The 24,575-nt window shown below is 66.6% G+C and carries 19 protein-coding genes and 2 pseudogenes; 9 read left to right on the top strand and 12 right to left on the bottom strand.

Going from position 1 to position 24,575, the window contains the following annotated elements:
- Nucleotides 1–17 precede the first annotated feature (17 nt).
- From GE115_RS11935 to GE115_RS11920, 4 genes are read right to left on the bottom strand one after another with little or no spacing between them, the layout of a single operon-like run.
- On the bottom strand, nt 18–1,199 hold the full coding sequence (locus GE115_RS11935) for a glycosyltransferase family 4 protein (RefSeq protein WP_153685011.1): 1,182 nt from the start codon (nt 1,197–1,199) through the stop codon (nt 18–20).
- A complete protein-coding gene (locus GE115_RS11930; protein WP_172979876.1) occupies nt 1,192–2,742 on the bottom strand; it encodes a DUF2142 domain-containing protein in 1,551 nt (516 codons plus the stop codon). Before GE115_RS11930 ends, GE115_RS11935 begins: the two co-directional genes overlap by 8 nt.
- Nucleotides 2,739–3,434, bottom strand: a complete 696-nt coding sequence (locus GE115_RS19250; RefSeq protein ID WP_153685009.1) for an LbetaH domain-containing protein — start codon at nt 3,432–3,434, stop codon at nt 2,739–2,741. Before GE115_RS19250 ends, GE115_RS11930 begins: the two co-directional genes overlap by 4 nt.
- Entirely contained in the window at nt 3,431–4,474 is a 1,044-nt protein-coding gene (locus GE115_RS11920; protein WP_153685008.1) for a lysylphosphatidylglycerol synthase transmembrane domain-containing protein, read from the bottom strand. Before GE115_RS11920 ends, GE115_RS19250 begins: the two co-directional genes overlap by 4 nt.
- Before the next feature lie 96 nt (nt 4,475–4,570).
- Between GE115_RS11920 and GE115_RS11915 the strand changes: the two genes are divergently transcribed.
- The 3 genes from GE115_RS11915 (at nt 4,571) to GE115_RS11905 (ending at nt 8,666) form a co-directional block, all read left to right on the top strand.
- Nucleotides 4,571–5,674, top strand: a complete 1,104-nt coding sequence (locus GE115_RS11915) for a DegT/DnrJ/EryC1/StrS family aminotransferase (RefSeq protein WP_153685007.1) — start codon at nt 4,571–4,573, stop codon at nt 5,672–5,674.
- Between the two features lie 2 nt (nt 5,675–5,676).
- Nucleotides 5,677–6,648, top strand: coding sequence for a Gfo/Idh/MocA family protein (locus GE115_RS11910; protein ID WP_153685006.1), 972 nt, complete (start codon nt 5,677–5,679; stop codon nt 6,646–6,648).
- Nucleotides 6,649–6,752: 104 nt separating this feature from the next.
- The gene (locus tag GE115_RS11905) at nt 6,753–8,666 is read left to right on the top strand and encodes a DUF7657 domain-containing protein (RefSeq protein ID WP_153685005.1); all 1,914 of its coding nucleotides are present in this window, start codon (nt 6,753–6,755) and stop codon (nt 8,664–8,666) included.
- A 104-nt stretch (nt 8,667–8,770) separates the two neighbouring features.
- Here the strand turns inward: GE115_RS11905 and GE115_RS19360 are convergent.
- The 3 genes and pseudogenes from GE115_RS19360 to GE115_RS11890 all read right to left on the bottom strand — a co-directional run.
- A pseudogene (locus GE115_RS19360) lies at nt 8,771–8,923 on the bottom strand (DapH/DapD/GlmU-related protein); the annotation flags it as partial.
- Between the two features lie 227 nt (nt 8,924–9,150).
- Entirely contained in the window at nt 9,151–10,077 is a 927-nt protein-coding gene (locus GE115_RS11895) for an NAD-dependent epimerase/dehydratase family protein (protein WP_312855114.1), read from the bottom strand.
- A gap of 41 nt (nt 10,078–10,118) precedes the next feature.
- The gene (locus GE115_RS11890; RefSeq protein ID WP_153685003.1) at nt 10,119–11,258 is read right to left on the bottom strand and encodes a DegT/DnrJ/EryC1/StrS family aminotransferase; all 1,140 of its coding nucleotides are present in this window, start codon (nt 11,256–11,258) and stop codon (nt 10,119–10,121) included.
- 90 nt (nt 11,259–11,348) lie between these two features.
- Between GE115_RS11890 and lhgD the strand changes: the two are divergent.
- Nucleotides 11,349–12,575, top strand: a pseudogene (gene lhgD, locus GE115_RS11885) (L-2-hydroxyglutarate dehydrogenase); the annotation flags it as partial.
- Nucleotides 12,576–12,734: 159 nt separating this feature from the next.
- On the opposite strand, the gene GE115_RS11880 reads toward lhgD, so the two are convergent.
- Nucleotides 12,735–14,216: a glycosyltransferase family protein gene (locus tag GE115_RS11880; RefSeq protein WP_153685001.1), complete on the bottom strand. Its 1,482-nt coding sequence runs from the start codon at nt 14,214–14,216 to the stop codon at nt 12,735–12,737.
- 285 nt (nt 14,217–14,501) lie between these two features.
- On the opposite strand from GE115_RS11880, the gene GE115_RS11875 reads away from it, so the two are divergent.
- Complete coding sequence (locus GE115_RS11875; RefSeq protein ID WP_153685000.1) at nt 14,502–15,281, top strand: polysaccharide deacetylase WbmS family protein; 780 nt, start codon at nt 14,502–14,504, stop codon at nt 15,279–15,281.
- A 66-nt stretch (nt 15,282–15,347) separates the two neighbouring features.
- Here the strand turns inward: GE115_RS11875 and GE115_RS11870 are convergent, their stop codons facing one another.
- Both GE115_RS11870 and GE115_RS11865 read right to left on the bottom strand, forming a co-directional pair.
- The gene (locus GE115_RS11870) at nt 15,348–16,301 is read right to left on the bottom strand and encodes a 3-oxoacyl-ACP synthase III family protein (protein WP_172979874.1); all 954 of its coding nucleotides are present in this window, start codon (nt 16,299–16,301) and stop codon (nt 15,348–15,350) included.
- A 7-nt stretch (nt 16,302–16,308) separates the two neighbouring features.
- Nucleotides 16,309–16,536 carry a hypothetical protein gene (locus GE115_RS11865; protein ID WP_153684998.1) on the bottom strand — a complete coding sequence of 76 codons (228 nt, stop codon included), beginning with the start codon at nt 16,534–16,536 and terminating at the stop codon, nt 16,309–16,311.
- A 112-nt stretch (nt 16,537–16,648) separates the two neighbouring features.
- Between GE115_RS11865 and GE115_RS11860 the strand changes: the two genes are divergently transcribed.
- Nucleotides 16,649–17,521, top strand: coding sequence for an LbetaH domain-containing protein (locus GE115_RS11860; RefSeq protein WP_153684997.1), 873 nt, complete (start codon nt 16,649–16,651; stop codon nt 17,519–17,521).
- Here GE115_RS11860 and GE115_RS11855 read toward each other — a convergent pair.
- Together GE115_RS11855 and GE115_RS11850 are read right to left on the bottom strand one after the other, a co-directional pair.
- Nucleotides 17,518–18,759 carry a glycosyltransferase family 4 protein gene (locus GE115_RS11855; RefSeq protein ID WP_153684996.1) on the bottom strand — a complete coding sequence of 414 codons (1,242 nt, stop codon included), beginning with the start codon at nt 18,757–18,759 and terminating at the stop codon, nt 17,518–17,520. The two genes, GE115_RS11860 and GE115_RS11855, sit on opposite strands and share 4 nt — an antisense overlap.
- A gap of 71 nt (nt 18,760–18,830) precedes the next feature.
- Nucleotides 18,831–21,359, bottom strand: a complete 2,529-nt coding sequence (locus GE115_RS11850; RefSeq protein ID WP_153684995.1) for a hypothetical protein — start codon at nt 21,357–21,359, stop codon at nt 18,831–18,833.
- A gap of 227 nt (nt 21,360–21,586) precedes the next feature.
- Here GE115_RS11850 and GE115_RS11845 point away from each other — a divergent pair, with 227 nt between their 5' ends.
- The 3 genes from GE115_RS11845 to GE115_RS11835 are packed head-to-tail and all read left to right on the top strand — an operon-like array spanning nt 21,587 to nt 24,575.
- Complete coding sequence (locus GE115_RS11845) at nt 21,587–22,501, top strand: ABC transporter permease (protein WP_153684994.1); 915 nt, start codon at nt 21,587–21,589, stop codon at nt 22,499–22,501.
- Entirely contained in the window at nt 22,498–23,724 is a 1,227-nt protein-coding gene (locus tag GE115_RS11840) for an ABC transporter ATP-binding protein (protein WP_153685071.1), read from the top strand. The genes GE115_RS11845 and GE115_RS11840 overlap by 4 nt, the downstream gene beginning before the upstream one ends.
- Nucleotides 23,725–23,738: 14 nt before the next feature.
- The gene (locus GE115_RS11835) at nt 23,739–24,575 is read left to right on the top strand and encodes a glycosyltransferase family 2 protein (protein WP_246190728.1); all 837 of its coding nucleotides are present in this window, start codon (nt 23,739–23,741) and stop codon (nt 24,573–24,575) included.

Genomic DNA, 24,575 nt, shown 5'->3' with positions numbered 1-24,575 from the left:
GCGCGACCGCTGCTCGCTCAGCCGCGACGACGGCGGCCGGCACGCAGCGCCGCTGCGCGCGCGAGGAGCTCGTCCACCGAGCGGGCGAGTCCGTGCTCCGACCGTGCCTGCTCGAACCACGCCAGCGTGCTCCGACGCATCGGTTCGCCGGCGAGGACGACGCGGGCGATGGCGTCGCCGAGCACGCGGGGCGACGCGTCCGCGGCGACCTCGCCGTTGACGCCGTCGACGACCAGTTCCGCCGCGGCGTTGTCCTCCCCGGCGACCACCACACTCGGCGTGGCAGCGGCCGCGGCCTCCGCCACGACGAGTCCGAAGCCCTCGCGCGCCGACGGGTTGACCAGGACGCTCGCCTCGCGATACCGGCGCCGGAGCTCGGCGTCGTCGATACGTCCGAGCAGGTGCACCTCGTTCGCGATGCCGGCCGCCCCGGCTGCACGCCTCACCGCGTCCGTCTCGGGTCCGCTTCCCGCGATGAACGCCCGGAGGTGGGGCACCGTCGTTCGGGCATGCGCCAACGCCGCCGGGATCGCATCGACCCGCTTGTCAGCGATGTGCCGCCCGACGAACAGCACCGCCGGTGCCTTCGGCGCGACGGTGGTCGCGAGCGGTTCGTCGGATGCGAGGTCGACCAGCCCCAGCACGAGCGGGTCGACGCGACGACGGTACCCCCGCAGCCGGCGCGCGGTGAACCCGCTGTTGACCGTGACGATACGGCCGACGTGCACCGCGGCCGACTGCAGCAGCCAGGCGATCGTCCCGGTGACGGCCCCGGCGTACCCTCGCCACTTGCGCCACGACCACACCTCGAGCCAGTCGACCGCGAGTACCGTTCCCGAACCGAGGAGGGCGAACCGGGCCGCGAAGACATTGAGCACCGGCAGCGCGGCGACCACGACCAGGTCGTACGAATGACGCCGGCGGACGAAATGACGGAAGAGACCGAACGCGAAGCCCACGGCGCTGCTCGTCGTCCTCGTCCCGCCAGGGTCGTAGATGTCGCCACGCCACACCCCAGCGATGTCGAACGGCGCGTGCGGAGCGGCATCCGTCGCCCAGTCGGAGCGCGTGACGTAGGTGACATGGTTGCCACGCTCGACGAACAGCTCCGCCATCCGACGGTAGACCCGCTCGCCGCCGCCGGTGTGAACCGGGTACAGGCAGTCGTAGGCGATGGCGACGCGCATGGGCTCAGGCATCCGCACCGCTCCGGGCCATCGACTCACCGCGAGCGATGGTGCGGGAGTGCATCCAGACTCCGACGACCAGGAGGGCACTGACGGCCGCGTATGCGGCGACCAGCAGTGGCCACCCGCCCGGCGGCTGCCAGCCCGGATCGGCGAGCATCTCGCCGAGCGGGCTGCCCCACCCGATCACGTAACGGACCAGCACGAGCGCGAACGCGAGCAGGCCGAACCCGGCGAGCGCCGCCCCCAGCAACGGAGTCATCCTCGGTGCCAGGAATCCGATGCGAGCGGCGCCTCGGTCGCGGCTGAGCAGCCACGCCACGACGATGAGCACGCCGTGGTAGAGGAACAGCCCGTACCGGCCCTGCCAGATGATGCCGGTCTGGTGCACGCTGTAGCCCTGTACCAGCGCGGGCACGAGCAGCGCGACCGCCACGACGCCGACGGCGACCGCCGCCGAGCGACGACCGGTCGCCGCGAGACCGAGGACGAGCAGCACCGTGACGGCCCCGACGATCGGCCAGTAGACCCACACGGGCAACGGCATGTCGAACCAGCCGAAGTAGCCGAGCGCCTGCTGCAGGTGGTCGGGCATCGTTCGGATCATGTAGGCGAAGCCTTGGAGGAAACTGCCGTTCACGAGGGGCGCATCGGATGCCTCGGCCTGATTGGAGAGGCTGCCGCCGAACAGCGTCCAGCCCAGTGAGAAGAGTCCACCGACCGCGACGGCACCGATCCACACGTAGCTCGTCGCCGTCGTGAACAGCCGCCGCGTCGCGCGCCACCCGACGGCGACGAGGCAGACCGCGACCACGACGACCAACCACAGCGGACCGAGGGCACGCGCGTTCACGAGGAGGACCGCCGCCGCGACGACGATGCCCCACAACCCCGCCCGAGGCAGACCGAGCGGACCCGGATCGTCGCGATCGAAGGACTCGAGCAATCGAAGCAGCGCGGCCCACAGCGCGACGGCCGCAGCGACCTCAGCACCGTTCGGGTTCACCGCGCCGAAGAGGTACGCGGTCATGGGCGCCGCGGCGAACGCCATGCCGACGGGCATCCATCGCGCTTGCGAGCCGCTCGTCGCCGCGAAGTAGCCCAGGCCCACGAACGCGGCGCAGAGCAGCGCACTCGCGATGCGCATGCCGTAGATGGCCGCCGATCCGTCCATCAGCAGGCTCGGCCAGCCGATCAGGAAGTAGTAGACGGGGTTGTACGCGCCGACCCAGGTGTTGAACCAGGGCTGGGTGTCCGCTCCCCCGAACTCGGGCGCGCACCCGGCGTCGACCTCCGGATGCGTCGCGTAGCACAGCACATCCTGGCTGTAGCCGTAGCCCGCCGGGAGGTCTACGACGATGTGGCGAACGTCGGGAAGCGTGTAGCCGACGATCTGGCCGCGCGCCTGCGCGATCGCCTTCGTCGCGTGCGCGTTCTCGTCGGGAATGCTGAAGACGGGGCTGGCGAGCGCCCAGAGGATGCCGAACAGCGCGGTGATCGCGAACGGAAGGACGAAGGCGAGCGAGTGACGACCGCTGCGGCGCCCGCCGCTCACTGCGCGATTCCCGAACGCGCCGTCCAGGCTTCGACCGCCACACGGATCTCACGGTCGGGAATGCTCGAGAGGTCGGCGACCCCGCCCGCGTAGACGACGGCGAGCACATCGGTCAGCGCTGGTTCCACGCCCGAACGCTCCATGCCGACGACGTTCGCGCCACGGACCCGCGCGGGATTTCCGAAGGCCTTCGCGTACGGCGGCAGGTCCGTCGTCACGACCGACCCCATGCCGACCATGGACCCGCGGCCGATCTCGCGGAACTGGTGCACGCTCGTTCCCAGCCCGAGGTTGGCACCCGCTCCGATCCTGACGTGGCCCGCGAGCAGGACACTCGACGCGAGGGTGACACCGGCGCCGAGTTCGCCGTCGTGGGCGACATACACCTGGTTCATGAGGAACACATCGTCGCCGATGCGCGTCTCGGACTTCCAGCCCTGGTGGATCTGCACGTACTCGCGAATGGTCGTGCGGTCGCCGATCCGGACCCCGTTGCCGGCCGGCTCGCCCTCCTCACGCGGATGCGGATGGGACCTCACCTCCGGCGGTGCGCCGATCACCGCCCCGGCGCCGATCCAGTTGTCGTCACCGATCACGACCGGTCCGGTGATCACCGCGAACGGGCCGACGACATTGCGCTCGCCGAGTCGCACGTCGCCGGTGATCACAGCCGTGGGGTGGATGGTGTTCACTTCGGCGCCTCCACCGATTCGTCGCTCGATCTGCCGTGCTCGTAACGAACCTCCTCGCGGAGGTACTCCAGCTGCTCCCGCGCGAGCCGACGCCGCATGAGCAATACGAACACGATGGCGACGCCGGCAGCGATCAGATCCCCGAGCGTGAAGAGCATGCGCGAGACCAGGCTGATCGCCGTGGCCTGCGACACCGTGAGGAGCACGCCCATGGCGCCGATCAGGATCGCTTCGCGAACGCCGATGCCCGAAGGCAGGAAGAACGCGAGAAGTCCGAGGGTGAATCCGAGCGAGATGGCACCGGTCAGGAGGATGAGCGTCCCGAGGTCGGGGTCGACGAGGGAATTGACGAGAACCCACAGATGCAGGCCGTACGCGACGTACGAAAGCAGCGACCAGCCCAGTGCACCGAGCACCGCCCGCCACGTGACGCGGTGTTCCAGCGGCGGTCGCCGGAAGAGCTTCAAGACCGCAGAGGCGAGCCAGGTCATGATTCGCGGGTGCAGGCACACGAGCCCGATCGGCAACAGCACGAAGAGCCAGAGCGTCCATTCATGACCCTCGACGACGACCGGCAACGCCAGGCCGCCGAGGATCAGCGATGCGACGACACCGATACCCGCCGCGTACAGCGCGGTGACGAGGACCCGGGGCCGAAGAATGCCGTACTGGCGGCCGAGCTCCATCTGCATCACGTACGACCACACCGAGCCGGGAACGTACTTGCCGAGCTGTCCCACGAGCAGCACCTGCGACGCCCGGAGCAGAGGTACCTTCGGGCCGAGGCCGTTCAGGATGGTGACCCAGCTCAGCGTTCCGAACGCCAGCCCCACCAACACGAGCGCAAGGGAAAGCGCGAGCGACGGCCAGGAGATCACCGCGATGGTCTCCTGCACGTCCTGCCACTGTCCGGCGAGGTAGTAGACCGCGAAGCCGACCACGACGATGACGAGGGCATATCGGATGATCAGGAGCGTCTTCGGCGACACCGAGGGCTTTCGAGGCATTTCAACTTCCGTCTCGGCTCCGGTGCGACCCATGCAGAGAGTGACATGATCGAATGGCACCGCAGACGCCCATAGAATGTTCGGGGCGCATCGACGCCCATGGACGCTGCCACCGGAGAAACAGGCTTCATGATACCAATCACCGTCGTCGAACTCGGACCCGAGGTCGAACGCCTCGTCCTCGAGACCCTCAGGTCAGGCGGCATCGCCCAAGGCCCGCGAGTCGCCGAGTTCGAGAGGAGATTCGCGGACCTCGTCGGGGCGAAGCACGCCGTAGCCGTCAACAACGGCACGACCTCGCTGATCGCCTCATTGGCTGTGCTCGACCTGGAACCCGGCGACGAAGTCATCACCAGTCCGTTCACGTTCGTTGCGACGCTGAACGCGATCCTCGCTGCCGGCGCAACGGCACGCTTCGCGGACATCTCGGACGATGACTTCAACATCACCGCCGCCTCCGTTCGATCGACGGTCGGCGATCGAACGCGTGTCCTCATGCCCGTCCACCTCTACGGCCAGACAGCCGACATGGACGGGATCACGGCGATCGCCTCCGAGCACGGCCTCGCGATCGTCGAAGACGCGGCGCAGGCGCACGGCGCAACCTACCGGGGTCGCGGCGCGGGCACGTTCGGCCTCGGTTCCTTCTCGTTCTACGCGACCAAGAACCTCACGACCGGTGAGGGCGGCATCGTCACGACCGACGACGACGTGCTTGCAGACCGACTCCGCGTGCTGCGCAACCAGGGCATGCGCGCCAGGTACCAGTACGAGGTCGCCGGCAACAATTGGCGCATGACCGATCTGCAGGCTGCGGTCGGCCTTCCCCAGCTCTCCGGATACGACGACGTCGTCGTCAAGCGGCACGCGAACGCCACCAGGCTTGCAGCAGGTCTGGCCGCCGTCCCGGGCATCATCCCGCCTCGACAACTCGAGGGCCGTCGACATGTCTGGCACCAGTTCACCGTCCGCGTGACTCGTGAGGCCGGCATCGAGCGCGACGAGTTCGTTGCGAAGCTCGGCGAGCGCGGAATCGGATGCGGCGTGTACTATCCGAAGCTCGTGTTCGACTACGAGCCCTACCGCAACCGCCACGACGTCATCATCGAGGAGTATCCCGTCGCCGAACGGATCGTGACCGAAGTCGTCTCCCTTCCGGTCCATACCCACCTGACCGACTCCGATCTCGACCAGATCGTCGAGACGGTCGCCGACGTCATCGGAGCTGCCTGAACATGGCAGTGCCCCGTATCATGCTCATCGGCGCCGGTTCGATGGGTTCGCTCCACGCACGTGTGATCGCGCAGTCCGCCGAAGCGGACCTCGCCGTGATCGTCGACGGACGTGAAGACGTCGGCCGCGCTGTCGCAGACCGCTACGGGTCGGACTGGGCCCCTGATCTCTCGCGCATCGACACCGTCGACGCCGTTGTCATCGCGGCGTCCACGGAAGCCCACTTCGACCTCGCCAGATCGGTGCTCGAAGCCGACAAGCCGCTGCTCGTCGAGAAGCCCGTCGCCGACAGCCTCGAGAAGACGATCGCCGTTCTCGATCTCGCCGCGCAGCGGCAGGTGCCCCTGATGTGCGGTCTCCTCGAGAGATTCAATCCGGCGGTCATGACGGCGAAGGCCCTCGTCGACGATCCGAAGTTCATCACCGCGACGCGGCATTCGCCGTATGCTCCGCGCATTCGAACCGGAGTCGGCTGGGATCTGCTGGTGCACGACGTCGATCTCGCCAGCAGGTTCCTCGGCGGCGACCCGAGCGCCATCACCGGCGCCCTGGGGCAGTTCCACCCGATGTCCGTTCCGGGCGCTGAGGACGTGGCAGAAGCCATCCTCACATTCGACGGCGGCCGAGTCGCGCATGTGTCCGCAAGTCGCGTCGGGCAACGCAAGATCCGGACGATGAGCGTTCATGACCTCGACAAGCTCATCGAAATCGACCTGCTGCGCCGCGATGTGACCGTATACCGGCACGTCTCGGACCAGGCCGCAGACACCGAAGGGCGCGGGTACCGACAACAGACCGTCATCGAAATCCCCGAGTTGGTGACAGCCCGCGAACCGCTCGCTGCCCAGCTCGAGCACTTCGTGGGCCTGATCGAAGGACGCGTGGACGCGGATGCGGAACGAGCCTCGCTTCTTCCGGCTCACCGGATCGTCGAATCGCTGAAGAGCGCCTCGTCCGCCAACGTCGAACAATGACGTCCCGGCGACGGTTCGACGTGGGCCGGCGCGTGGCTGGATGGACGACCTACTTGGAGGCACCCGCCGACGGGCTACCTCGGTATGGAGTCCTCCTCTGGCCGATGGCCGTGATCGCGCTCCTGCTCGCGGTACTGACATTCCTTGGCATCACCGGCAGTTCGTCGGGAGTACTCTGGCCGGTCTTCTACGACGGCGCTGACCCTTCCGCCATCGCAGGCGAGCCTCGCCCCGTGCGCAGCGACGAGTGGTACGTCCAGACGGTGTGGACGATCTCTCAGGTCCAACTCGGCCTCCCGGTCGTGAACCCGGTCCTCCCGGGGGGAATGAACACGACCATCCAGCATGATCTGCCTTCGCTGGACTGGTCGGTCGTGTTCCGGCCGGAACTCGTCGGCTTCTCATTCCTGCCGCTCGATGCCGCGATGGCTCTGAAGTGGTGGCTACCGCCGGCCGTCCTACTCTGCGCCGCCTACGCGTTCTTCCTGACCTTGATGCGGGAGCGCCCGGTCATGGCGATGGCGCTCGCGATCAGCTTCTACTTGTCGCCCTTCATCCAGTGGTGGCATCTCTCGGCAACGTCATTGACGCCGGCCTGGGCGTTCTGCGTGATGACCGCTTGCGTCTGGCTCACCAGAGGGTCGCGTCCGCGCGCTGGCCTGGTTCTCGCAGCCATCGTCGCTTACCTCACCGTCGCTGTCGGCATGCTCATCTACGTGCCGTTCATCGTGCCGTGCGCCCTGGTGGCCATCGCGTTCTGCGTCGGTGTGGTCGTGACGGCGATCGACTCGCCCCTCCGCGTCCGGATCCGACGTCTCTTGCCGCTTGCGGCTGCCGCAGCTTCGGCCATCGGAGTGCTCGCAATCTGGTTGTTCACGCGTCTGGAATCAGTGCAGCAATTCCTCGGCACCCGCTATCCCGGGGAACGAATCCAAGCCACGGGCGCAGGCACGATCGCGGATTCCACGGCGCTGCTGGCAGCACCGTTTTCCACCGGCATGGCAGAGGCCAAGGGAGGCATCCTCGGTGCGAATGAGTCGGAAGCATCCACGTTCGTGCTCGTGGGGCTATTCCTCGCCGTGCCGATCGCGTGGGGCTGGATGCGTTCGGTTCGCGAACGCGGTCTCCGCGGCAGTGACTGGATCGCTGGCTCGACGCTCGTAGTCGCGCTGCTATTCCTGGCGTTCTACACGGTGCCGGGGTGGGACGCCGTGGCAAGACTCGTCTTCCTCGATCGCACGACCGTGCCTCGGATGCGAATCGGCATTGGACTGCTGAGCTTCGTCATGCTCGCCGTATTCATCACCCGTACACTTCCCGCGCTAGCTCCTCGGCGGCGCTTTCCTTGGCCAATCGTGCTCACCACGGCGGGGCTGGCAGTCGTCGTCTACGGTTTCCTCGTTCAGCGCCTCGTGAGCGCCGGCTCGCCGATCATCCACACTGATCGCGAGTGGATCCTCGGACTCGGCGCGGTACTCGTCTCGATCGGCGCCTTCCTCCTCGCCCGCCCGCGTTTGGGGGTCGCTGCACTGCTCATCGGGTCGGTCGTGACCGGCGTCGGCGTGAATCCGCTTCGAGCCGGCGTGTTCGACCTTCGAGACACTCCCGTCGCCCAGGCCGTGACCGAGATCCAGGAGGCTGCTCCGGGGCGCTGGATAGCGATGGGGGATCCCGCGATCGCCATGCTGACGGAAACCGGGGTACCTGCACTCTCGGGTTACCAGTCGTCACCGACGCCTGAGATGTGGCGGATGATCGATCCGGAGGCTCAATATCGAGACGCGTGGGACCGCCTCGGGCTTGTGGCATGGACGCCGGCGGCGGGTGAGACTGTCGTGACCGCCGCCGGACCGGATGTGGTGATTGCCACGTTCGATTCGTGCAATGCCGTCGCGCAGAGGCACATTCGGTACGTCGTCGCAATGGACGACATCGATCAGGAATGTTTGCGGTCGGTACGGACTATCGAAGGCGGGACTGGCGAGTTCCGAATCTTCGAAGTCACCCCGCCGTCCTGAGTCGAACGACATCGATCAGATCGTGGTCGTGCTCACCGTGGAGCATCGTCGTCCATCGGATGGATGGACGGAACGGCCGGGTCGGTCAGGTCCACCAGGCCGATCACCCGCGCGGGAACGCCTGCGACCACGGTCTTCGCCGCGACATCCTTCGTTACCACGGCCCCGGCGCCGATGATCGCGCCGTCTCCGATCGTGACGCCCATATTGATGACGGCGTTCGCACCGATGAATACCCGGTCGCCGATGGTGACGGGTCGTCGATCGACTTCGGGATACGCTCGCCCCGAGACGCAGCGCAGGGCGCTCGAATGCGTGTAGATGTGGACGCCGGACGAGATGTCGCAGCCCTCGCCGATGCGCAGCCCACCGGAACCATCGATCACTGTGAACGCGCCGATCCACGTGCCCGGGCCGACGATGGGCTCCCCGACGATCCATGCGTTCGGGTTGTACGCGTTCTCGGGGAGCCCAGTCGTCATGGTCAGGCGTTTCGCACGAGCGCGGTCATTCCATCGCGCACTGGAATACTCGCCTCGAAGCCGAGCACATCGCGTGCTCGTGTGATGTCCGCCGCACGGCGCGTCACCAGAACGGGCCGCGGGTTGAACTGCGGCTTCACATCGACACCGACCGCATCGATCAGGATTTCTGCGAGTTCAGCGACGGTGGTGTCAATGCCCGTACCGACGTTGATCGGCACGTTCGCCTGCTCCGAGGTCAAGGAGAGGACGACCGCGCGAGCGATGTCCTTCACGTGGATGAAGTCCATCGATTGCTTGCCCTCTCCGTCGATCACCGGGGGCTCGCCGTTCTTCAGCCGGTTGACGAAGTGATTGATCACCGAGGTGTAGTAGGCCGTGGTCTTCTGGCCCTCGCCGTAGACGTTGAAGAATCGCAGTGCGATCCAGCTGAGACCCTTGCTGCGCCCGTAGTAGCCCAGGAGGTCCTCGTTCGTGCGCTTGCCGATGCAGTACGGCGTGAGCGGGTTGAGCTTGTCGTCCTCGTGCATGGGCAATTTCTCGGGGTCGCCGTACACCGATGCGCTGGATGCCGCGACGATGCGCTTGACACCCAGGTCGGCGGCTGCGGCGAACACGTTGTGCGAGCCGACGATGTTGATGTCGACCGAAGAGTACGGGTCGGCCACGCTCTTATTGATCGAGTCCGCCGCGAGGTGGATGACGTAGTCATGGCCCTTCATCGCGGCATACACGGCAGCGCCGTTGCGGGTGTCCTGGTCGACGACGTCCACTCGCCCGGTCTTCACGAGCTCGTTGGCCCGGTCACGGTCACCGCGCACCATGTTGTCGAAGATGCGGACATTCCATCCCTCGTCGAGCAGCTGCTCGACGACGTGCAGTCCGATGAATCCGGCTCCGCCGACGACGAAGACCTTCTTGTCAGTCACAGGTGTTTCCTTACTTGATCGGGTTCGGGGTTTCCAGCGCGTCAGTTGCTGCGGGCAGCGGTCAGTGCGTCCTTCAGCGTCGCGACTACCCGCTCGACCTCGCTCTGAGTGAGGTTCGCGTGCATGGGGATCGCCAGGTGCCGATGGAAGAGGTCTGCCGAGACCGGCAAGCTCCCCTCGAACCCGTACACAGGCTGGAGGTGCGACGCATACGTCCCGAAGTTGCACTGTACGCCGTGCTGGCGGAGGTAGCCGGCGACAGCACCACGGTCGACCTCGGGGGCGAGGGTCACCACATACGATTGCCACGGGTGCTCTCGGTCGTCGAGAGCGACGGGCGCGGCCACCTGCTCGACAGCGGCAAGAAGTTCCCCGTACCACGCCGCGACGCGGCGTCGATTCGCGAGCAGCGTCTGGAGTCGGTCGAGCTGGGCGAGCATGACGCCCGCCGCCAAGTCGGACATGCGGTAGTTGTAGCCCGCTTCGTCGAAGACGGGCAATGGCAGGTCGGTACTGCCCTCACGCGAAATGGCCGGCGCGATGCCATACGTGTGCAACTTGCGCGCGTGCGCGGCAAGGTCTGCGTCGTTCGTCGTGAGCGCCCCTCCCTCGCCGGCGGTGATGCCTTTGCGGCCATGGAAGCTGAACGTCGCGATATCCGCGAGGCTTCCCGCCTGGCGCCCCTTGTAGGTCGCCCCGGCGGAGCACGCCGCGTCCTCCATCAACCAGAGGCCGTGCCGGTCAGCGATCGCGCGGAGCTCGTCGTAGTCGGCAGGCTGACCGAAGACGTCGACCGCGATGATGCCGACAGTGCGAGGCGTGATGGCCGCCTCGACGGACGCCGGGTCAGCACTCCAGATGTCGGGACGGATGTCGGCGAACACCGGCTTCGCACCCGTCCAAGCGACCGAATGCCCTGTCGCAGGGAAGGTGTAGTCGCCGACGACGACCTCGTCGCCGGGGCCCGCACCGAGGACGGAGAGACCCAGGTGAAGGGCCGAGCCGCAGTTGCTGGTCGCGAGTGCATGGTCCGTGCCGGATACCTCCGCTGCGAACCGCGCCTCGAAGGATTGACAGGTTGGCCCTGCGCCCGAGAGCCAGCCGGAGTCGAATACGGCGCGAATGGCGTCGAGCTCCTCATCGCCGACCGTGGGCTGCCCGAGGGCGATCGTATCGGCCAATCTGAACCTCTCTCGTAGACGGCCACGACCATGGGCGGCGGGCCTCGTCTATAGTAGCCGAGGCCGTGCCCCCGACCTCTCGCCGGCCGGACCCGGAGGATCATGTCCACGCACGTCATCATCATCGGCGGCGGAATCGTCGGCCTCGCCGTCGCGGAGCGGGCCTCCCGGCTCGGCAACCAGGTCACGGTGCTCGAGAAGGAGCCGGACTGGGCGGTGCACCAGACGGGGCGCAACTCGGGAGTGATCCACGCCGGACCGTACTACAAACCCGGATCCCTGAAGGCGAGCCTCTGCGCGGCAGGCAACCGCTCGATGAAGGCCTTCGCAACCGAGCAGGGCATCCCATGGCTGAACACCGGCAAACTGATCGCGGCGACGTCGGAACGGGAATTGCCCGCGCTTCGGGAACTCGAGCGCCGCTCAGAGGCGAACGGCGTTCCCTTCCGAGTGTTGGACGCGGACGGCGCCCGAGCGTACGAACCGCATGTCGCTGCGGTCGGAGCGCTCCGCATCGAGTCCACCGGGATCATCGATTACGCCGCGGTCTGCCGTCGACTTGCTGAACTCGTCGCCGAACGCGGCGGTGATCTCCACACCTCCGCCGAGGTCGTGAGTGTCACATCGCGGCCCGGGGGTGTCGTTGTCGCGACTTCCGATGCCGAATACTCGGGAGATCTGCTCGTGAACTGTGCGGGGCTTCTCAGCGACAAAGTGGCGCGAATGGCGGGGCTTGTCCCCTCGGCCAGGATCATCCCGTTCCGCGGCGAGTACTACGAACTCGTCCCGGAGCGCCGCGACCTCGTGCAGGGGCTCATCTACCCTGTTCCCGATCCCGGCCTTCCCTTCCTCGGCGTGCACTTGACGCGCATGATGGACGGTTCTGTGCACGCCGGCCCGAACGCCGTCACCGCGCTCGCGCGCGAAGGCTACACCTGGCGGGACATCCGCCTCTCCGAGGCGCTCGGCGATCTGACCTATCCCGGGTTCCTGCGGATGGCCTCGAAGAACATCGCCGTCGGCATGGCGGAGATCCGTCGATCACTGTCGAAGGACGTGTTCGCTGCGAGCTTGGCTCGACTCGTGCCGGCGATCGACAAGGCCGACCTCGTTCGCGCCGATGCCGGCGTGCGTGCGCAGGCGATTCGTCGTGACGGCACGCTGGTCGATGATTTCCTGATCGAGCAGGCGCCGCACCAGGTCCACGTGCTGAACGCGCCGTCGCCTGCCGCGACCGCGTCGCTCGAGATCGCAGCGCACATCTGCCGCCTGGCCGGACTCGAGCCCGACAACCGAGCCGGATTCCCGCGGCCCTGACCGTCGAGGCGGGCTGGTCACGCATCGCGCCCGGGACGGGTGGTCGTGCATCGCGCCCGGGACGGGTGCAGTGGCTCGTGGGGCTGCTCTGCACTGGCGATGAACCGCGGAGTTGCGTACAGCGGCCCCAGGCGTCGACCAGTCGCGTACCTCACACCATCAGATCCAGACCGCGACCGCGCCCAACGTCCCGATGAGCCCGACGACGATCAGAAGCGCGCGGTAGCCACGACTCGGCGCGAGCAACAGCACGAGCAAGACCAGGATCGGCGCGAAGGTGATCGAGTAGCGCGCCACGACGGGGTAGTCGACCCCGTACGTGAGGGCGTTCGAGATTCGCAACGCAACCGGATACGTGATGATGGCGATGATCGCCCCGAGCGCGGTCGTATGAATGTTCGTCCACGGCCCGCGCCCACCGACCCGCGGGCCTCCAGTCAGGTCCATCCGCAGGAGGGCGCAGACGAGGGCGCCGAATACGAGGATGGTGATCGCAACGGGAACCCCAGCCGCGGCGATGCGGCCGATGACGGCGAGCGTCGTCGGTCCGGCGATGAGCCCTGCCGACCATTCGGTCCATGGCGTGTGCAGGGAGGTCAACTCCTGAACCGCCCCAACAGCGACGTTGCGCCACCCGCTCATCTGGTAGGGACCGTAGACTTCGGCAGCAGTCCGCGTGGCCGTTGCCGCGATGTACCGACCCCAGATGAAGACGGGAAGGACGACGATCGCCCCGAGCACGAGCAGTTGCCACCACCGTGCGGTGATACAACCCGGGCCTGATGGCGACGGGCGTCGGCGACGGAAGACGAGTTCCCACGCGATGAGGAAGAGGAAGGCGGCCACCGGTAGGGATGCGATGACGACGTTCACCGAGGCGAACGCGGCAGCGAGTGCCAGCCAGACGAAGCCCTTTCCCCGCTTTATCCAGAGCAGGCCGGTACCTGCGATGAGGGCTCCCGCAAGCAGCGTCGTCGAATTCGGCGTGACCATCTCACCCATCACGGTCATGCTGGTCGCCGCTGACGGCACGGCCACCGCGGCGATGAGACCCAGCCGCTTCTGACCGAGGAACCATGCGAAAACACCGCATGCCGCAACGCCGAGAGTCATCAGGACGGCACTGAACAGGCGATAGGTGTCGATACCGTACGGCCCGTGACTGCCGACGATGGCGCGAAAGGCCTCAGCGCCGAGGAAGTACGTGGGGTAGTGAATGTAACCGGTGGTGTAGGTGCCCGAGGTGATGTCGGATGAATCCAGCCGGGCATCGCCGCAGCCGTGTTCGAGGGGACCGGCTTGATGGCCGACGCCACAGGTCCACTCGTCGATGACCTCTTGCTCGTAGAGCGCACCCTGGTACGAGAGTCGGCCGTCATGGAGCTTCACCGCTGTATCGAAGTGGACGTGCTCGTCCAGCCATGACATGGGGTGGCCGTCCACAGCGACGATGGCCAGGGACACACCGTAGAAGGCCACGATCAGGGAGGCCACGATGGCGGAGAGCAAGTTTCCGCGCCGGCTCACCGCCACGCCGATTCGATGCAGGCCTCGCCGAGTGGGATTCGCTTCACGCGAACTGTCCTCTTCGAACGGGTACTCGGGCAGGCCCGCGCTCTTCGTCGGGTCCGTGGAGCTCATCTCTTCCTCTCGTCACGGACCCATCGACACAGATCCGGAAGTAACACGGCGGCGGCCGTCGATTCGACGAGGGATCGTTACCCGATTCCGCCCGCTGATCAGCGTCCGAACGATGGCGTCGGGACAGCCTATCAACGGCCGCGCCAGCGCCTGAGATGCGACGAATCGCAGCCTGGACGCCAACAGCGCGAGTCATATCGCAATTCCTCAGGCGCCAGCGGCTATTCTACGGTGGGCCCGCTTTGTGGCCGAATCGGAACGGCGCGAACCGGGAGGTTGAGCACAGTGCATGAGGTCTTCGTGACGATCGACGTAGATTGGGCGCCCGACTGGGCGATGCACGGCCTACTCGACACTCTTCTCGAGGGTGGCGTCCGTTCGACGTGGTTCATCACGCACGAGAGCGACATGCTGGATGAACTGCGCCGCCACCCCGACCTGGTTGACCTTGGCATTCACCCGAATTTCCAGCCGGGGTCGAGCCACGGCGCCGACCCGGTCTCGGTGATCGCGGAATGCATGCGTATTGTGCCGGAAGCTCTCACGATGCGAACGCACTGCCTCGTGCAATCCACGCCTATCCTGCAAGCGGTCGTGGATCACAGCCCCGTGGTCCTCGACTCGAGCCTGTACGTGCGCGACCTGACGGACGTAACGGTCTCGGAGCTTCCACTCGACCACGGGCGATCACTCGCCCGCGCGCCGTACGTCTGGGAGGACGACCTCGAGTTCTTCGCACCCGCCCCGCGCTGGGATGGTCACGCCTTCCTCGCCGAGCGAGACAGCCTCGACGAACTGACCATCGTCGATCTTCACCCCATCCACGTAGCGCTCAACAGCGCCACGCCCGTCAACTACCACGCGCTCCGAAGCTTCCACGGGGGGGACGTTCGGCGTGCCCGCGCGTCGGATGCCATCGACTACCTCCACCGCGGCCCGGGTGCGGCGACGTTCCTCGCCGACCTCGTCTCCGCGTCCGGAACCGGCGCATTCGAATTCGGCACCCCGCTCGCCGACCTCGCGGTGCGTACCAGGAGCTCGCGCGAACTGCGCCACAGCGCGTGAGGGCCGAGAAACCCGGACGGTTCCCGACGCCAGGCGCCGGGAACCGTCTTCAGTTCGTGGGGAGCGTCAGATTCGCACCTGGCGGACGAGTGCTCCCGCCATGGTGAGGCCGACGCCGAAGCCGACGAGACCGATGGTCTCCGCCGAAGCGGGGGCATCCGCCAGTTGGAACGGAATCGAACTCTGGACGACGTTGCCATACTCGGAAGACCGGAAAAGTGCATCGGGCGCCGCCCCGAGCGCCTTTTCCACGGCGTTCACGACCGCCCGCGATCCCTGATGCACGTACCAGTCGATCTCGATTTCCTCCTCGATACCGGCGTCATCGCGGAGTCGGGTCAGAACGCCCCCGAGATTGCGGAGGACGAAGTTGAACACCGCGCCGCCGTTCATGGTGAGGTGACCGGAAGCCCGATCCCGGTCGTGCGTGATGCACAACTCACCGGCATGGACACCTTCAGAGAGGAACGATGTCGCGAGAATCTCCCATTCGTAGGCCGGGACGTGTTCCGGAACATCGGCCAGCGGCTGCCCGCTGAGGATCAACGCGCTCGCGCCGTCTGAGAAGAGCGGCGACACCTTGAGCTCACTGTCGTCGTAGAGCTTCGTATACGTGTCCGCCGCGACGATCATGACCGTCGAGACCGCTCCGGACTCGATGAGGGCGTCGGCGACGACGAGCGAACGGACGAAACCGGTGCACGCGTCGTTGACGTCGAGCAGGAAGATCTCTCGCGGCAGGCCGAGCCGCTCGTGCAGGAGGTGCGCGTTTCCCGGTGCGACGAGGCTGCCCGTCGACGAGACATGGATCAGTCCGTCCACGACCGGCACCCACCACTCCGGATCGAGGGATCGCGCCGCGTCGGTTCCAAGGTCGACCGCGGACTCGTCGTCTGCCGTCGCGTAGAGCTTGCGGAAACCGGTCTTCTCCAGGAAGCCAGGGCGAACCGGGCCGTGGGCTTCGAGCAACTCGGCTACATCGACTTCGACGCTCCCGAGTGCCTTCGCCGGACCATACACCCACCGTCTACTCAACGAATCCCTCCGCCCGGAGGATCGAGACCAGCTGATCGAACGTCTCGAAGGAATTCAGCCCTTCGATCTCGTTCACACGGTCGCCGAGCTCGTCGTGAAGGTGCGTGGTGATCTCGAGTTGGTCGAGTGAGTCCCAATCTCGATCGGAAGGGCGCCCCACCGGGGTCTCGCCTCCGAGGGCGTCGTCGATCAGTTTCTTGAGATCGGTGCTGCTGAGCACGTAGGCCTCCGTCGGGGTAAATGGGATTCCATCGCCGCGGGCCGGCCCCGCGGAACAACGCCTACGAGAATACCTCGTCCGCGCCGAATTCCTTCCGACCTAGAATCGGACGATGATCACCGAGAACGACTTCCTGCTCGCTACCGGCACCGAGTCCAGGACGGAGTTCGCCGTCGAGTCGCTCGACCTCGCCGGGAACGATCCGGGTCGTTCGATTCTCAGCTTCCTCGACGACCTCCGATTCCTCGAGGGCGCCGCGGCGAACCCGTCGCTCGCGGTGCTCCTCGTCGCCCCGGAGATCGAGGCTGGCGTGCGTCAGAAGGTTGCCGACCACGTCCAGATCGTGGTCGTGAACGATCCGCGATGGCACTTCTACACACTGCATAATCATCTCGCCGCCTCTGCATCGGAAGCGGCGCCCGCGACAACGATCGCGCACGACGCTTCCGTACATCCGACCGCGCATGTCGACCCTCATGGTGTGGAGATCGCTGCGAGGGTCGTCGTGGAGGCGAACGCCACAATTCTCGCATCGTCGCGAATCGAGGAGGGTGCCGTCATCCGCGCCGGTGCGGTGATCGGCACGAGCGGCTTCGAGCACAAGCGAACCTCGCGCGGTGTGCTTTCCGTCGTCCACGACGGTGAGACCAGGATCGGGGCGGGTGTCGAGGTGGGTTCGCTGACGGTAGTCGGCCGCGGCTTCCAGCGGCGGCACACCATCGTGGGCGCCGACTCGCGACTCGATTGCAACGTGATGATCGCCCACGGGAGCCAGCTCGGCGAGCGCGTGTTCGTCGCTGCGGGCGCGGTCCTCGCTGGAAGTACACACATCGCGGATGATGTCTGGATCGGGCCGGGCGCAATGTTGATCGACCGGGTGCGTGTCGGCGCGGGCGCCAGAGTCGGTATCGGAAGCGTGGTGTTCCGCGACGTGGAGGCCGGTTCCCAGGTGCTCGGGAACCCGGCTCGCACGACGACGCGTTAGTTTCCCGCTCGCACTCTGCGCGGATCTTGACGCGCCTCGGTCATCTCGCGCAGCACGTCGAGATGGCGGGTCGCGACGGCGTCGATGGTGAAGTGGTCGTCGATGAACCGCTTTGCGTTGTCGGCGACGGCCGCACGAGCGGCGACCGGATCCTCGAGGATGCGGATGAGCACGTCCGCGAGAGCTGCGGGATCGGCACGCGGATCGGCGGGGCCGAGGGGCGGAGTGATGTAGAGCTCGCGACCGTCTGCGATCCGTAGATCCAAGAAATTGTCGGACTCGATTGCCGCGACCACCGGTATGCCGACCGCGAGCGCCTCAAGGCTCGCCGTGCCGAAACCGCTTCCCTCGAGCTCGTGCACCTCGAGGTCCGCAGCCGCCAAGTAGTCGGGGATCGACGCCTGTGGTTGGGCACCGAGGGCGATGATGGCATCGCGGACGCCCAGCTGTTCAGCAATCCGCAGGAACTCGTCGTGGTAGACACCGCCGATGACGACGACGACCGCGTTCGGGAAGCGTGCGAGCACCTGCGGAAGTGCGTTGACCAGCGCGATGCGGCTTCGCTGCGGAATCACGTGACCGATGGAGAGGATGATCGGAGAGTCGGCCACCCCGAGCTTTCGACGCGCGATATCTGCGTCACCACCCCTGAGGACCTCCGGATCGATTCCGACGGGGATGGCGACCTTCCCGCTGATGACCCTTCGATACCGGCGGTCGATGTACCGGTCCATGAGGATGTCCATCACCACCAGCCGAGGGCGATGGATACGCATCATCGGCACGACGAGCAGGCGGTCGGCCATCGCGTAGATGAACGAGTTGAATCGGCTCAGGGGGCTCTCGAGACGAGTATGGATGCTGAGCAGCGTGGGAATGCGTCGCCTCCGGGCCCACCACCCCGAAAGCCAGGTGAGATCGAAGAACTGGCCATGCTGGTGGACCACGTCGGGTGCGAACTCGTCGAGTACCGAGAAGACGCGACGCTTCGCCTTCGGCGAACTGGTGAACCCGATGTCAAAATTCGCCGCGAAACGGGATTTGGGCAGGGTCCACGCAGGAATTCGGATGATCCGCACGCCGTCCACCACCTCCTCGACCGGGGCATCAGCGTAGGTCGCGGTCAGCACGAGGACTTCGTGTCCGCGGGCCGCATACGCCCGAGCCAGATGCTGCGAAAGGTGTGCGGAACCGCCGGGTCGCGGCGGGTAGAAGTTGTTGACGACTGCGATTCTCATTGACTCACGAACGTATCTGGGGCATCGCCATCCGGCGCTCCGGCCCAAGCGTAGCAACAGACCGTGGGAGGTCAGGGAAGGAGCGCTCCGTACGCGTCCGTTCTGATGGCGCCACCCTGGAACGACTGCGCGCAACCGTTCGGGGAGCACGAAACCGGGCCGGTCGGAAAGCCCAGCGGTCCAGCCGCGCCTGCCTGCGCGAAATAATGGGCACGGATGGGCTCGGCGACTGACTGCGCTCCGGTCGAGGTGGAAGCGTAGATCGACGCACCCTGGAAGGCCTGACCTGTCCCGCCACCACGGTACGGAAGCGCTACCTCCGATGTCAGCGGGTAGCCCCATGCGCCGAGGGGCCCGCCCGCAACGCGGTACGCCACGAGAAACTGCCCAGTGACGGAGTGGGCGCCGGTGGCTCGGCTCCAGTAGACGGATCCGTTCTGGAAGGCCTGTTCGCATCCGGCACCAGGCAGACCGCAGGCCGCGGTCGTCACCGGAAAGCCGAGCGGGCCCGTCGCGCCTCCGACGCGGAAGTAGGTGTCTCGGATGGCGCCGGAGACGAAGATGGCCGATTCATTCCCGAACGCGTACGCGGAACCGGCGGTGAAGGCCTGCCCCCAGCCGCCGGGTAGGGGAACGGTGTGCGTGACCGGCCAGCCCCAGGTGCCGCCACCACTGCCGGACTGCGCGTAGGCCTCGAGGATCGCTCCCCGGACCGCGAACGCACCCGTTGCACTGTTCGAGAGGACGACGCCGCCTTCGAACGTCTGCGAGCAAGCACCGACCGGAGTGCCGCAGACGATTTGGCCGGTCGGCCATCCGAGCGGACCGGCAGCACCGTTGTTGGCGAAGTACCCGTCCCGGACCGGGCCGAAGACTCCGAAGGCACCGAGTCCGTTCTTCCGGAAGATCGCCCCTCCGGTATAGCCCTGTGCCAGCCCTCCGCCGCCGTACGGGTAGTACACCATCAGTCCGGAGGGGCGTCCGAGGACGCCAGTCGCGCCTCCCAATGCAGCATGCTGGGCGTCGATGTCCGGCGCTGCTATTCTCGCCGGGCCGGTCGGTGGCGCGGTGATCACCCCGAACTGGAACTCCTGAACGCACGTGCCGTCAGCGCGGCACGACTCCGCATTCGTCGGGAACCCGAGTCTGCCGGTCGCCCCTCCGTGAGCGAAGTACAGGTCCCGGATGGCCCCGTCCACGAAGTACGCGATCGAACCCGTCGCGTATGCGGAGCCGCGAGCGAAGGCCTGCCCCACCCCCGCACCGCCCCCGAGCGTGACAAGTGCACTCGTCGGAGCGCCCCATGCGCCGCCGATCCCACCTGCCTTGACGAACCCCGCACGGATCGCGCCCCAGATCGAGTGGGCGCCACCGGCCGGAGTCCACAAGACCTCGCCGGCTGCGAAGCGCTGGCCGCAGGCACCCAGGGGGAGGCCGCACGTCTGGTCGGCGACGGGCCAACCCATGGGTCCGGCGGCGCCGTTCTGCTCGAAATAGCCGCCGCGGATGGGATCCTTGACGAGGAACGTTCCCGCGGGCGACGAGTAGAGCGATCCTCCTGTGAAGAGTTGACCGAGACCGCCACCGTTGTCAGGGATCGACTGCTGGTTCAGCATGGGCCATCCCATGGGCCCGGCCGCGCCGCCGAGTTGGAAGTAGTAATCACGCAGGGGCCCGGCCCGCACGGTCAGCGCTCCCGTCGCCGGCGTCCAGTAGATGGAGCCGTTCTGGAACGCCTGGCCCAGCCCTCCGCCGTTCTGCGGGATGACCACGACCTCGGTGATCGGCTGGCCGAGGTGGCCGCCCGGCCCGCCCTGCGCACTGTACTCCGCGGCGATCAACGTCCGGCCGTCGGGGCCGGCAGAGGGGCCGAACCAGTTGTTGTAGAAGACCCAGAAGTTGCGGTTGCCGTAGGCGCTGCAGTCGTCGCCGGTGCCACCGAGGTTGGCGAGAGCCGCATCGTTCGGGGTGTACGGCGTGTAGTAGTAGAGGGCTGCGGTCGCCCGGTTCTTCACGAGAACACTCTTGGAGCCGCACGATGCATCAGGCTTGTAGCGAATCCAGTTGTATGCCCCCACCTTGATGTAGGTGAACGAACCCCCCGGGTTTCCGTACCACGTCAATTGGCGACCCGCGGCGAACACCTGGTTGAAGAAGCCGTAGTAAGTGGAGTCGCACGCCGCCGTATCCGGGCATCCGTATCCCATGGCCTTCCGCATCACGCCATCCGATGGCGCACGATTCGTCAGGAGACTCTGCTCCTTTTGGAGCGTGACCAAGATGACCTTCGCGCTGAGGTTGCAGGCCTGCTGGACCTTGAAGATGATCCGGGCCGCCGATTCAGCGGGCGCTCCGTGGTAGGTGCCGCAGGTGCCGAAGGACCACGTCCGTGTCGGCGTGTCCGCTCGGTACGCGGCGAGGCAGTTCGAATTCGCGCAGGATCCGACGACGCTCTCCAGGAATCGCTGGATCTCCGCCTCCGACATCGCTGAACCGTTGTAGAAGTTGCCGTCGCTGATGATGTTGCCGGGATCGAAATCGGCGCCGCTGAGAGCCCTGGCGGACGGCGGGGCCGTACCAGTGGACAGCACTGCTGTCATCGTTCCCACCATCGCCCCGATGGCCAGCAACGCCCCGATGCGTCGAAGCAATCCTCGCAAGTGCATCCCCCCGGGCCCGCCCGCTCCCCGAAGCGGCGCCCGCGCTCAGAGTATCCGATCCGCCCTCGCACGCAAGCACCGCCGTGCGGGCCCCGCAGGTCCAGCGGGGATTCGTCGGCGCCGCTCGGTAGGATGCTCTAGTCCCCCGAACGACCAGAGAGCCATTCATGCAAGAATCCCCGCGTCCCGACGGCGTCCGAACCGTCCGTGACCCGCTGCAGCGGATCGGCCGCGACGCATCCCTCGGCCGCGGGACCTGGGCATCGCTCACCGAGGTCTTCGGTCGACGCGAACTGCTCGGCCGATTGATCAGCCGAGAGATCAGTGCGAAGTACAAGAACAGCAGCCTCGGCGTCGTGTGGTCGCTGATGCGTCCCCTCGCACAGCTCGTGATCTACTTCGTGGCGATCGGCCAGTTCCTCGGCGCAGCCCGGTCCATTCCCGAGTTCGCGATCTTCGTCTTCACGGGGCTGACGGCGTGGAGTCTCTACAGCGAGATCATCAGCGCCGGGACGACGTCGATCGTCGCGAACGGGGGTCTCGTCAAGAAGGTCTACCTGCCACGCGAGATCTTCCCCCTCGCCGCGGTGGGTGCAGCACTTTTCAACTTCGTGATCCAGTTCGGCATCCTGGTGCTGGCGACGGCGGTGCTCGGTCAGTTCCCGTGGCACGCCGATCTCGGCTACCTGCCGCTCAGCATCGCGATCATCCTCGTGTACGCCACCGCGATCGCACTCGTGCTCTCGGCCTTGAACGTCTACCTCCGCGACGTCCAGCACCTCGTCGAGATCCTGCTCCTCATTCTCTTCTGGGCGTCGCCGATCGTGTACTCCGCGGGCTTCGTGCACGAGGCGATCGGTGGCACGTGGATCGAGCAGCTGTACCTCGCGAACCCGATCACCTTGGCCGTCTTGGGGATGCAGAAGGCGATGTGGCTCGCGGGAACGACGGACCCCGAACAGTACTGGCCGCCGAATCTCGCACTCGACATGGGCATCGCGCTCATCGTCGGGATCGTCCTGCTCTGGATCGGCCAGCGCATCTTCTCCCGCCTCCAGAGCAACTTCGCACAGGAACTATGACCATCACAGACTCCACGGCCGAGGCACTCGTCGTCGTCTCCCACGTGTCGAAGCGGTTCGTCCTGCACAAGGACAAATCGCTGAAGGACCGTCTCCTCTACTGGCGGAACCGCGCTCGATCGCGGGACGAGTTCCTCGCCCTCGACGACGTCGATGTCGAGATCCGTCTCGGCGAGACGGTCGGGCTGATCGGACACAACGGTTCGGGCAAGAGCACGTTGCTCAAGGTCATCGGTGGGATCATCGAGGCGAGCTCGGGTGAGGTCTACCGGCGGGGTCGAGTTGCGGCACTGCTCGAACTGGGTGCCGGCTTCCACCCCGACCTCACCGGGCGCGACAACGTCTACCTCAATGCTGCGATCCTGGGCATGTCCACCAGCGAGACCGACGCGGTGTTCGATGACATCGTCGAGTTCTCCGGCATCGGAGACTTCATCGACTCCCAGGTGAAGTTCTATTCGTCAGGCATGTACGTGCGCCTGGCATTCGCCGTCGCCGTACACTCGGATCCCGATCTCCTCCTCGTCGACGAGGTGCTCGCGGTCGGCGATGAGCCGTTCCAGTTGAAGTGCATGAACAAGATCCGGCAGTTCCAGAAGGAGGGCCGGACGATCGTCCTCGTGAGCCACTCCGCGGAACAGGTCGCCGATGTGTGCACGCGCGCCGTCGTCCTCGACGCCGGCCGGGTGGTCCACGATGGGGACGTCGGCGCCGGAATCAGGACGCTCCGCGAGGGGTACGAGCGAGATCGCGTCGCGGCCGAGGAGCGAGAGCAGGCAGCGGCAGGAGCGGACACCGCTCCCCCGATCGTCGTCAACTCGGTTTCGATCGAGCACGCGGACGGTCAGGCGTTCGATGGCGCGCCCATCCGACGTGGCACCGACGTCGCCATCACCATCCACGTCGACGTGGTGCGGCCCGTTGAGTGGATCACGGGATTCACGCTGAGTTCGACCATCGGCAATGCCGTCTACCGGCTCAACTCGGAGGGGCTCGGGATGATCCTGCCGACGAGCCCGGGTCGATACGCCGTCCGATTCGAACTGCCCGACACCAACTTCGGGATCAACCGCCTGGTCGTCTCAGCCGGAGCCACCACGGTCGACGGCGAGCCGATCGCGTTGCTGGACCCGGCCGGTCACCTCGATTTCGAGGATGATCCGTACGGCGCCGGCCTCGTGCAATTCGAAGCCCGCGGGACTGTCTCGATCGACCGGGCATGATGACCGTCGCTCCCATGGTCGCGTTGGTCACGGTCACCTACCGGTCGGCCGACGCGCTCGAGGCGATGCTCGCGAGCGTCGCACGCGCGAGTGACGCACCGGTGCTCTCGTTCGTCGCCGACAACCTCCCCGGCACCGATGACGCGAAGGACGTCGCCGAACGCGCGGGAGCCGACTACCGGGCGATGCCGGGCAATCTCGGCTATGGCGGTGCCGTGAACGAGGTCGTACGGGGTATCCCCGACGGGGTCGAATGGTTGCTCGTGACGAACCCCGATGTGGTGTTCGACGAGGGATCGATCGATGAGATGGTCGCCATCGCGAACGCGGATTCGCGGATCGGTGCCGTCGGTCCCCTCATCCGGAACGAAGACGGCACCGCCTACCCGTCGGCACGCCCCGTCCCCGGCCTCGGGGTCGGCACCGGTCACGCCGTGTTCGGACCGGTCTGGCCGGCGAATCCGTGGACTCGGCGGTATCACGCCGCGAACGCCGTCGACCACGAGCGCGACGCCGGATGGTTGTCGGGGGCGTGCCTGCTCGTTCGTCGCTCCGCATTCGATGACATCGGCGGCTTCGACTCGGAATTCTTCATGTACTTCGAAGACGTCGACTTCGGCGCCCGACTCGGTCGCGCCGGCTGGCGGAACCGCTTCACGCCCACCGCGAGCGTCGTCCACACAGGGGGCCACTCGACATCGGCAGAGTCCTCGGCGATGATCGCTGCCCACCATCGCAGTGCTCAGCGCTTCATCGCGAAGACCTACCCCGGACTGCGCTGGTGGCCGGTCCGGGCGAGCCTCGCCCTCGGCCTCCGGCTCCGCGAGCGTCTCGCGCGACGCCTCCACTGA

Source organism: Agromyces agglutinans (assembly GCF_009647605.1).
Classification (GTDB): domain Bacteria; phylum Actinomycetota; class Actinomycetes; order Actinomycetales; family Microbacteriaceae; genus Agromyces; species Agromyces agglutinans.
The sequence above is the reverse complement of the archived record's forward strand: the minus strand, read 5'-3'. Positions and strand labels throughout refer to the sequence as shown.

Excerpts from the sequence above, each read along its gene's own strand:
- GE115_RS11935 (WP_153685011.1), bottom strand. The coding sequence starts at position 1,199 with ATGCCTGAGCCCATGCGCGTCGCCATCGCCTACGACTGCCTGTACCCG.
- GE115_RS11920 (WP_153685008.1), bottom strand. The coding sequence starts at position 4,474 with ATGGGTCGCACCGGAGCCGAGACGGAAGTTGAAATGCCTCGAAAGCCC.
- GE115_RS11915 (WP_153685007.1), top strand. The coding sequence starts at position 4,571 with ATGATACCAATCACCGTCGTCGAACTCGGACCCGAGGTCGAACGCCTC.
- GE115_RS11910 (WP_153685006.1), top strand. The coding sequence starts at position 5,677 with ATGGCAGTGCCCCGTATCATGCTCATCGGCGCCGGTTCGATGGGTTCG.
- GE115_RS11905 (WP_153685005.1), top strand. The coding sequence starts at position 6,753 with ATGGCCGTGATCGCGCTCCTGCTCGCGGTACTGACATTCCTTGGCATC.
- GE115_RS11880 (WP_153685001.1), bottom strand. The coding sequence starts at position 14,216 with ATGAGCTCCACGGACCCGACGAAGAGCGCGGGCCTGCCCGAGTACCCG.
- GE115_RS11860 (WP_153684997.1), top strand. The coding sequence starts at position 16,649 with ATGATCACCGAGAACGACTTCCTGCTCGCTACCGGCACCGAGTCCAGG.
- GE115_RS11855 (WP_153684996.1), bottom strand. The coding sequence starts at position 18,759 with ATGAGAATCGCAGTCGTCAACAACTTCTACCCGCCGCGACCCGGCGGT.
- GE115_RS11850 (WP_153684995.1), bottom strand. The coding sequence starts at position 21,359 with ATGACAGCAGTGCTGTCCACTGGTACGGCCCCGCCGTCCGCCAGGGCT.
- GE115_RS11845 (WP_153684994.1), top strand. The coding sequence starts at position 21,587 with ATGCAAGAATCCCCGCGTCCCGACGGCGTCCGAACCGTCCGTGACCCG.
- GE115_RS11840 (WP_153685071.1), top strand. The coding sequence starts at position 22,498 with ATGACCATCACAGACTCCACGGCCGAGGCACTCGTCGTCGTCTCCCAC.
- GE115_RS11835 (WP_246190728.1), top strand. The coding sequence starts at position 23,739 with ATGGTCGCGTTGGTCACGGTCACCTACCGGTCGGCCGACGCGCTCGAG.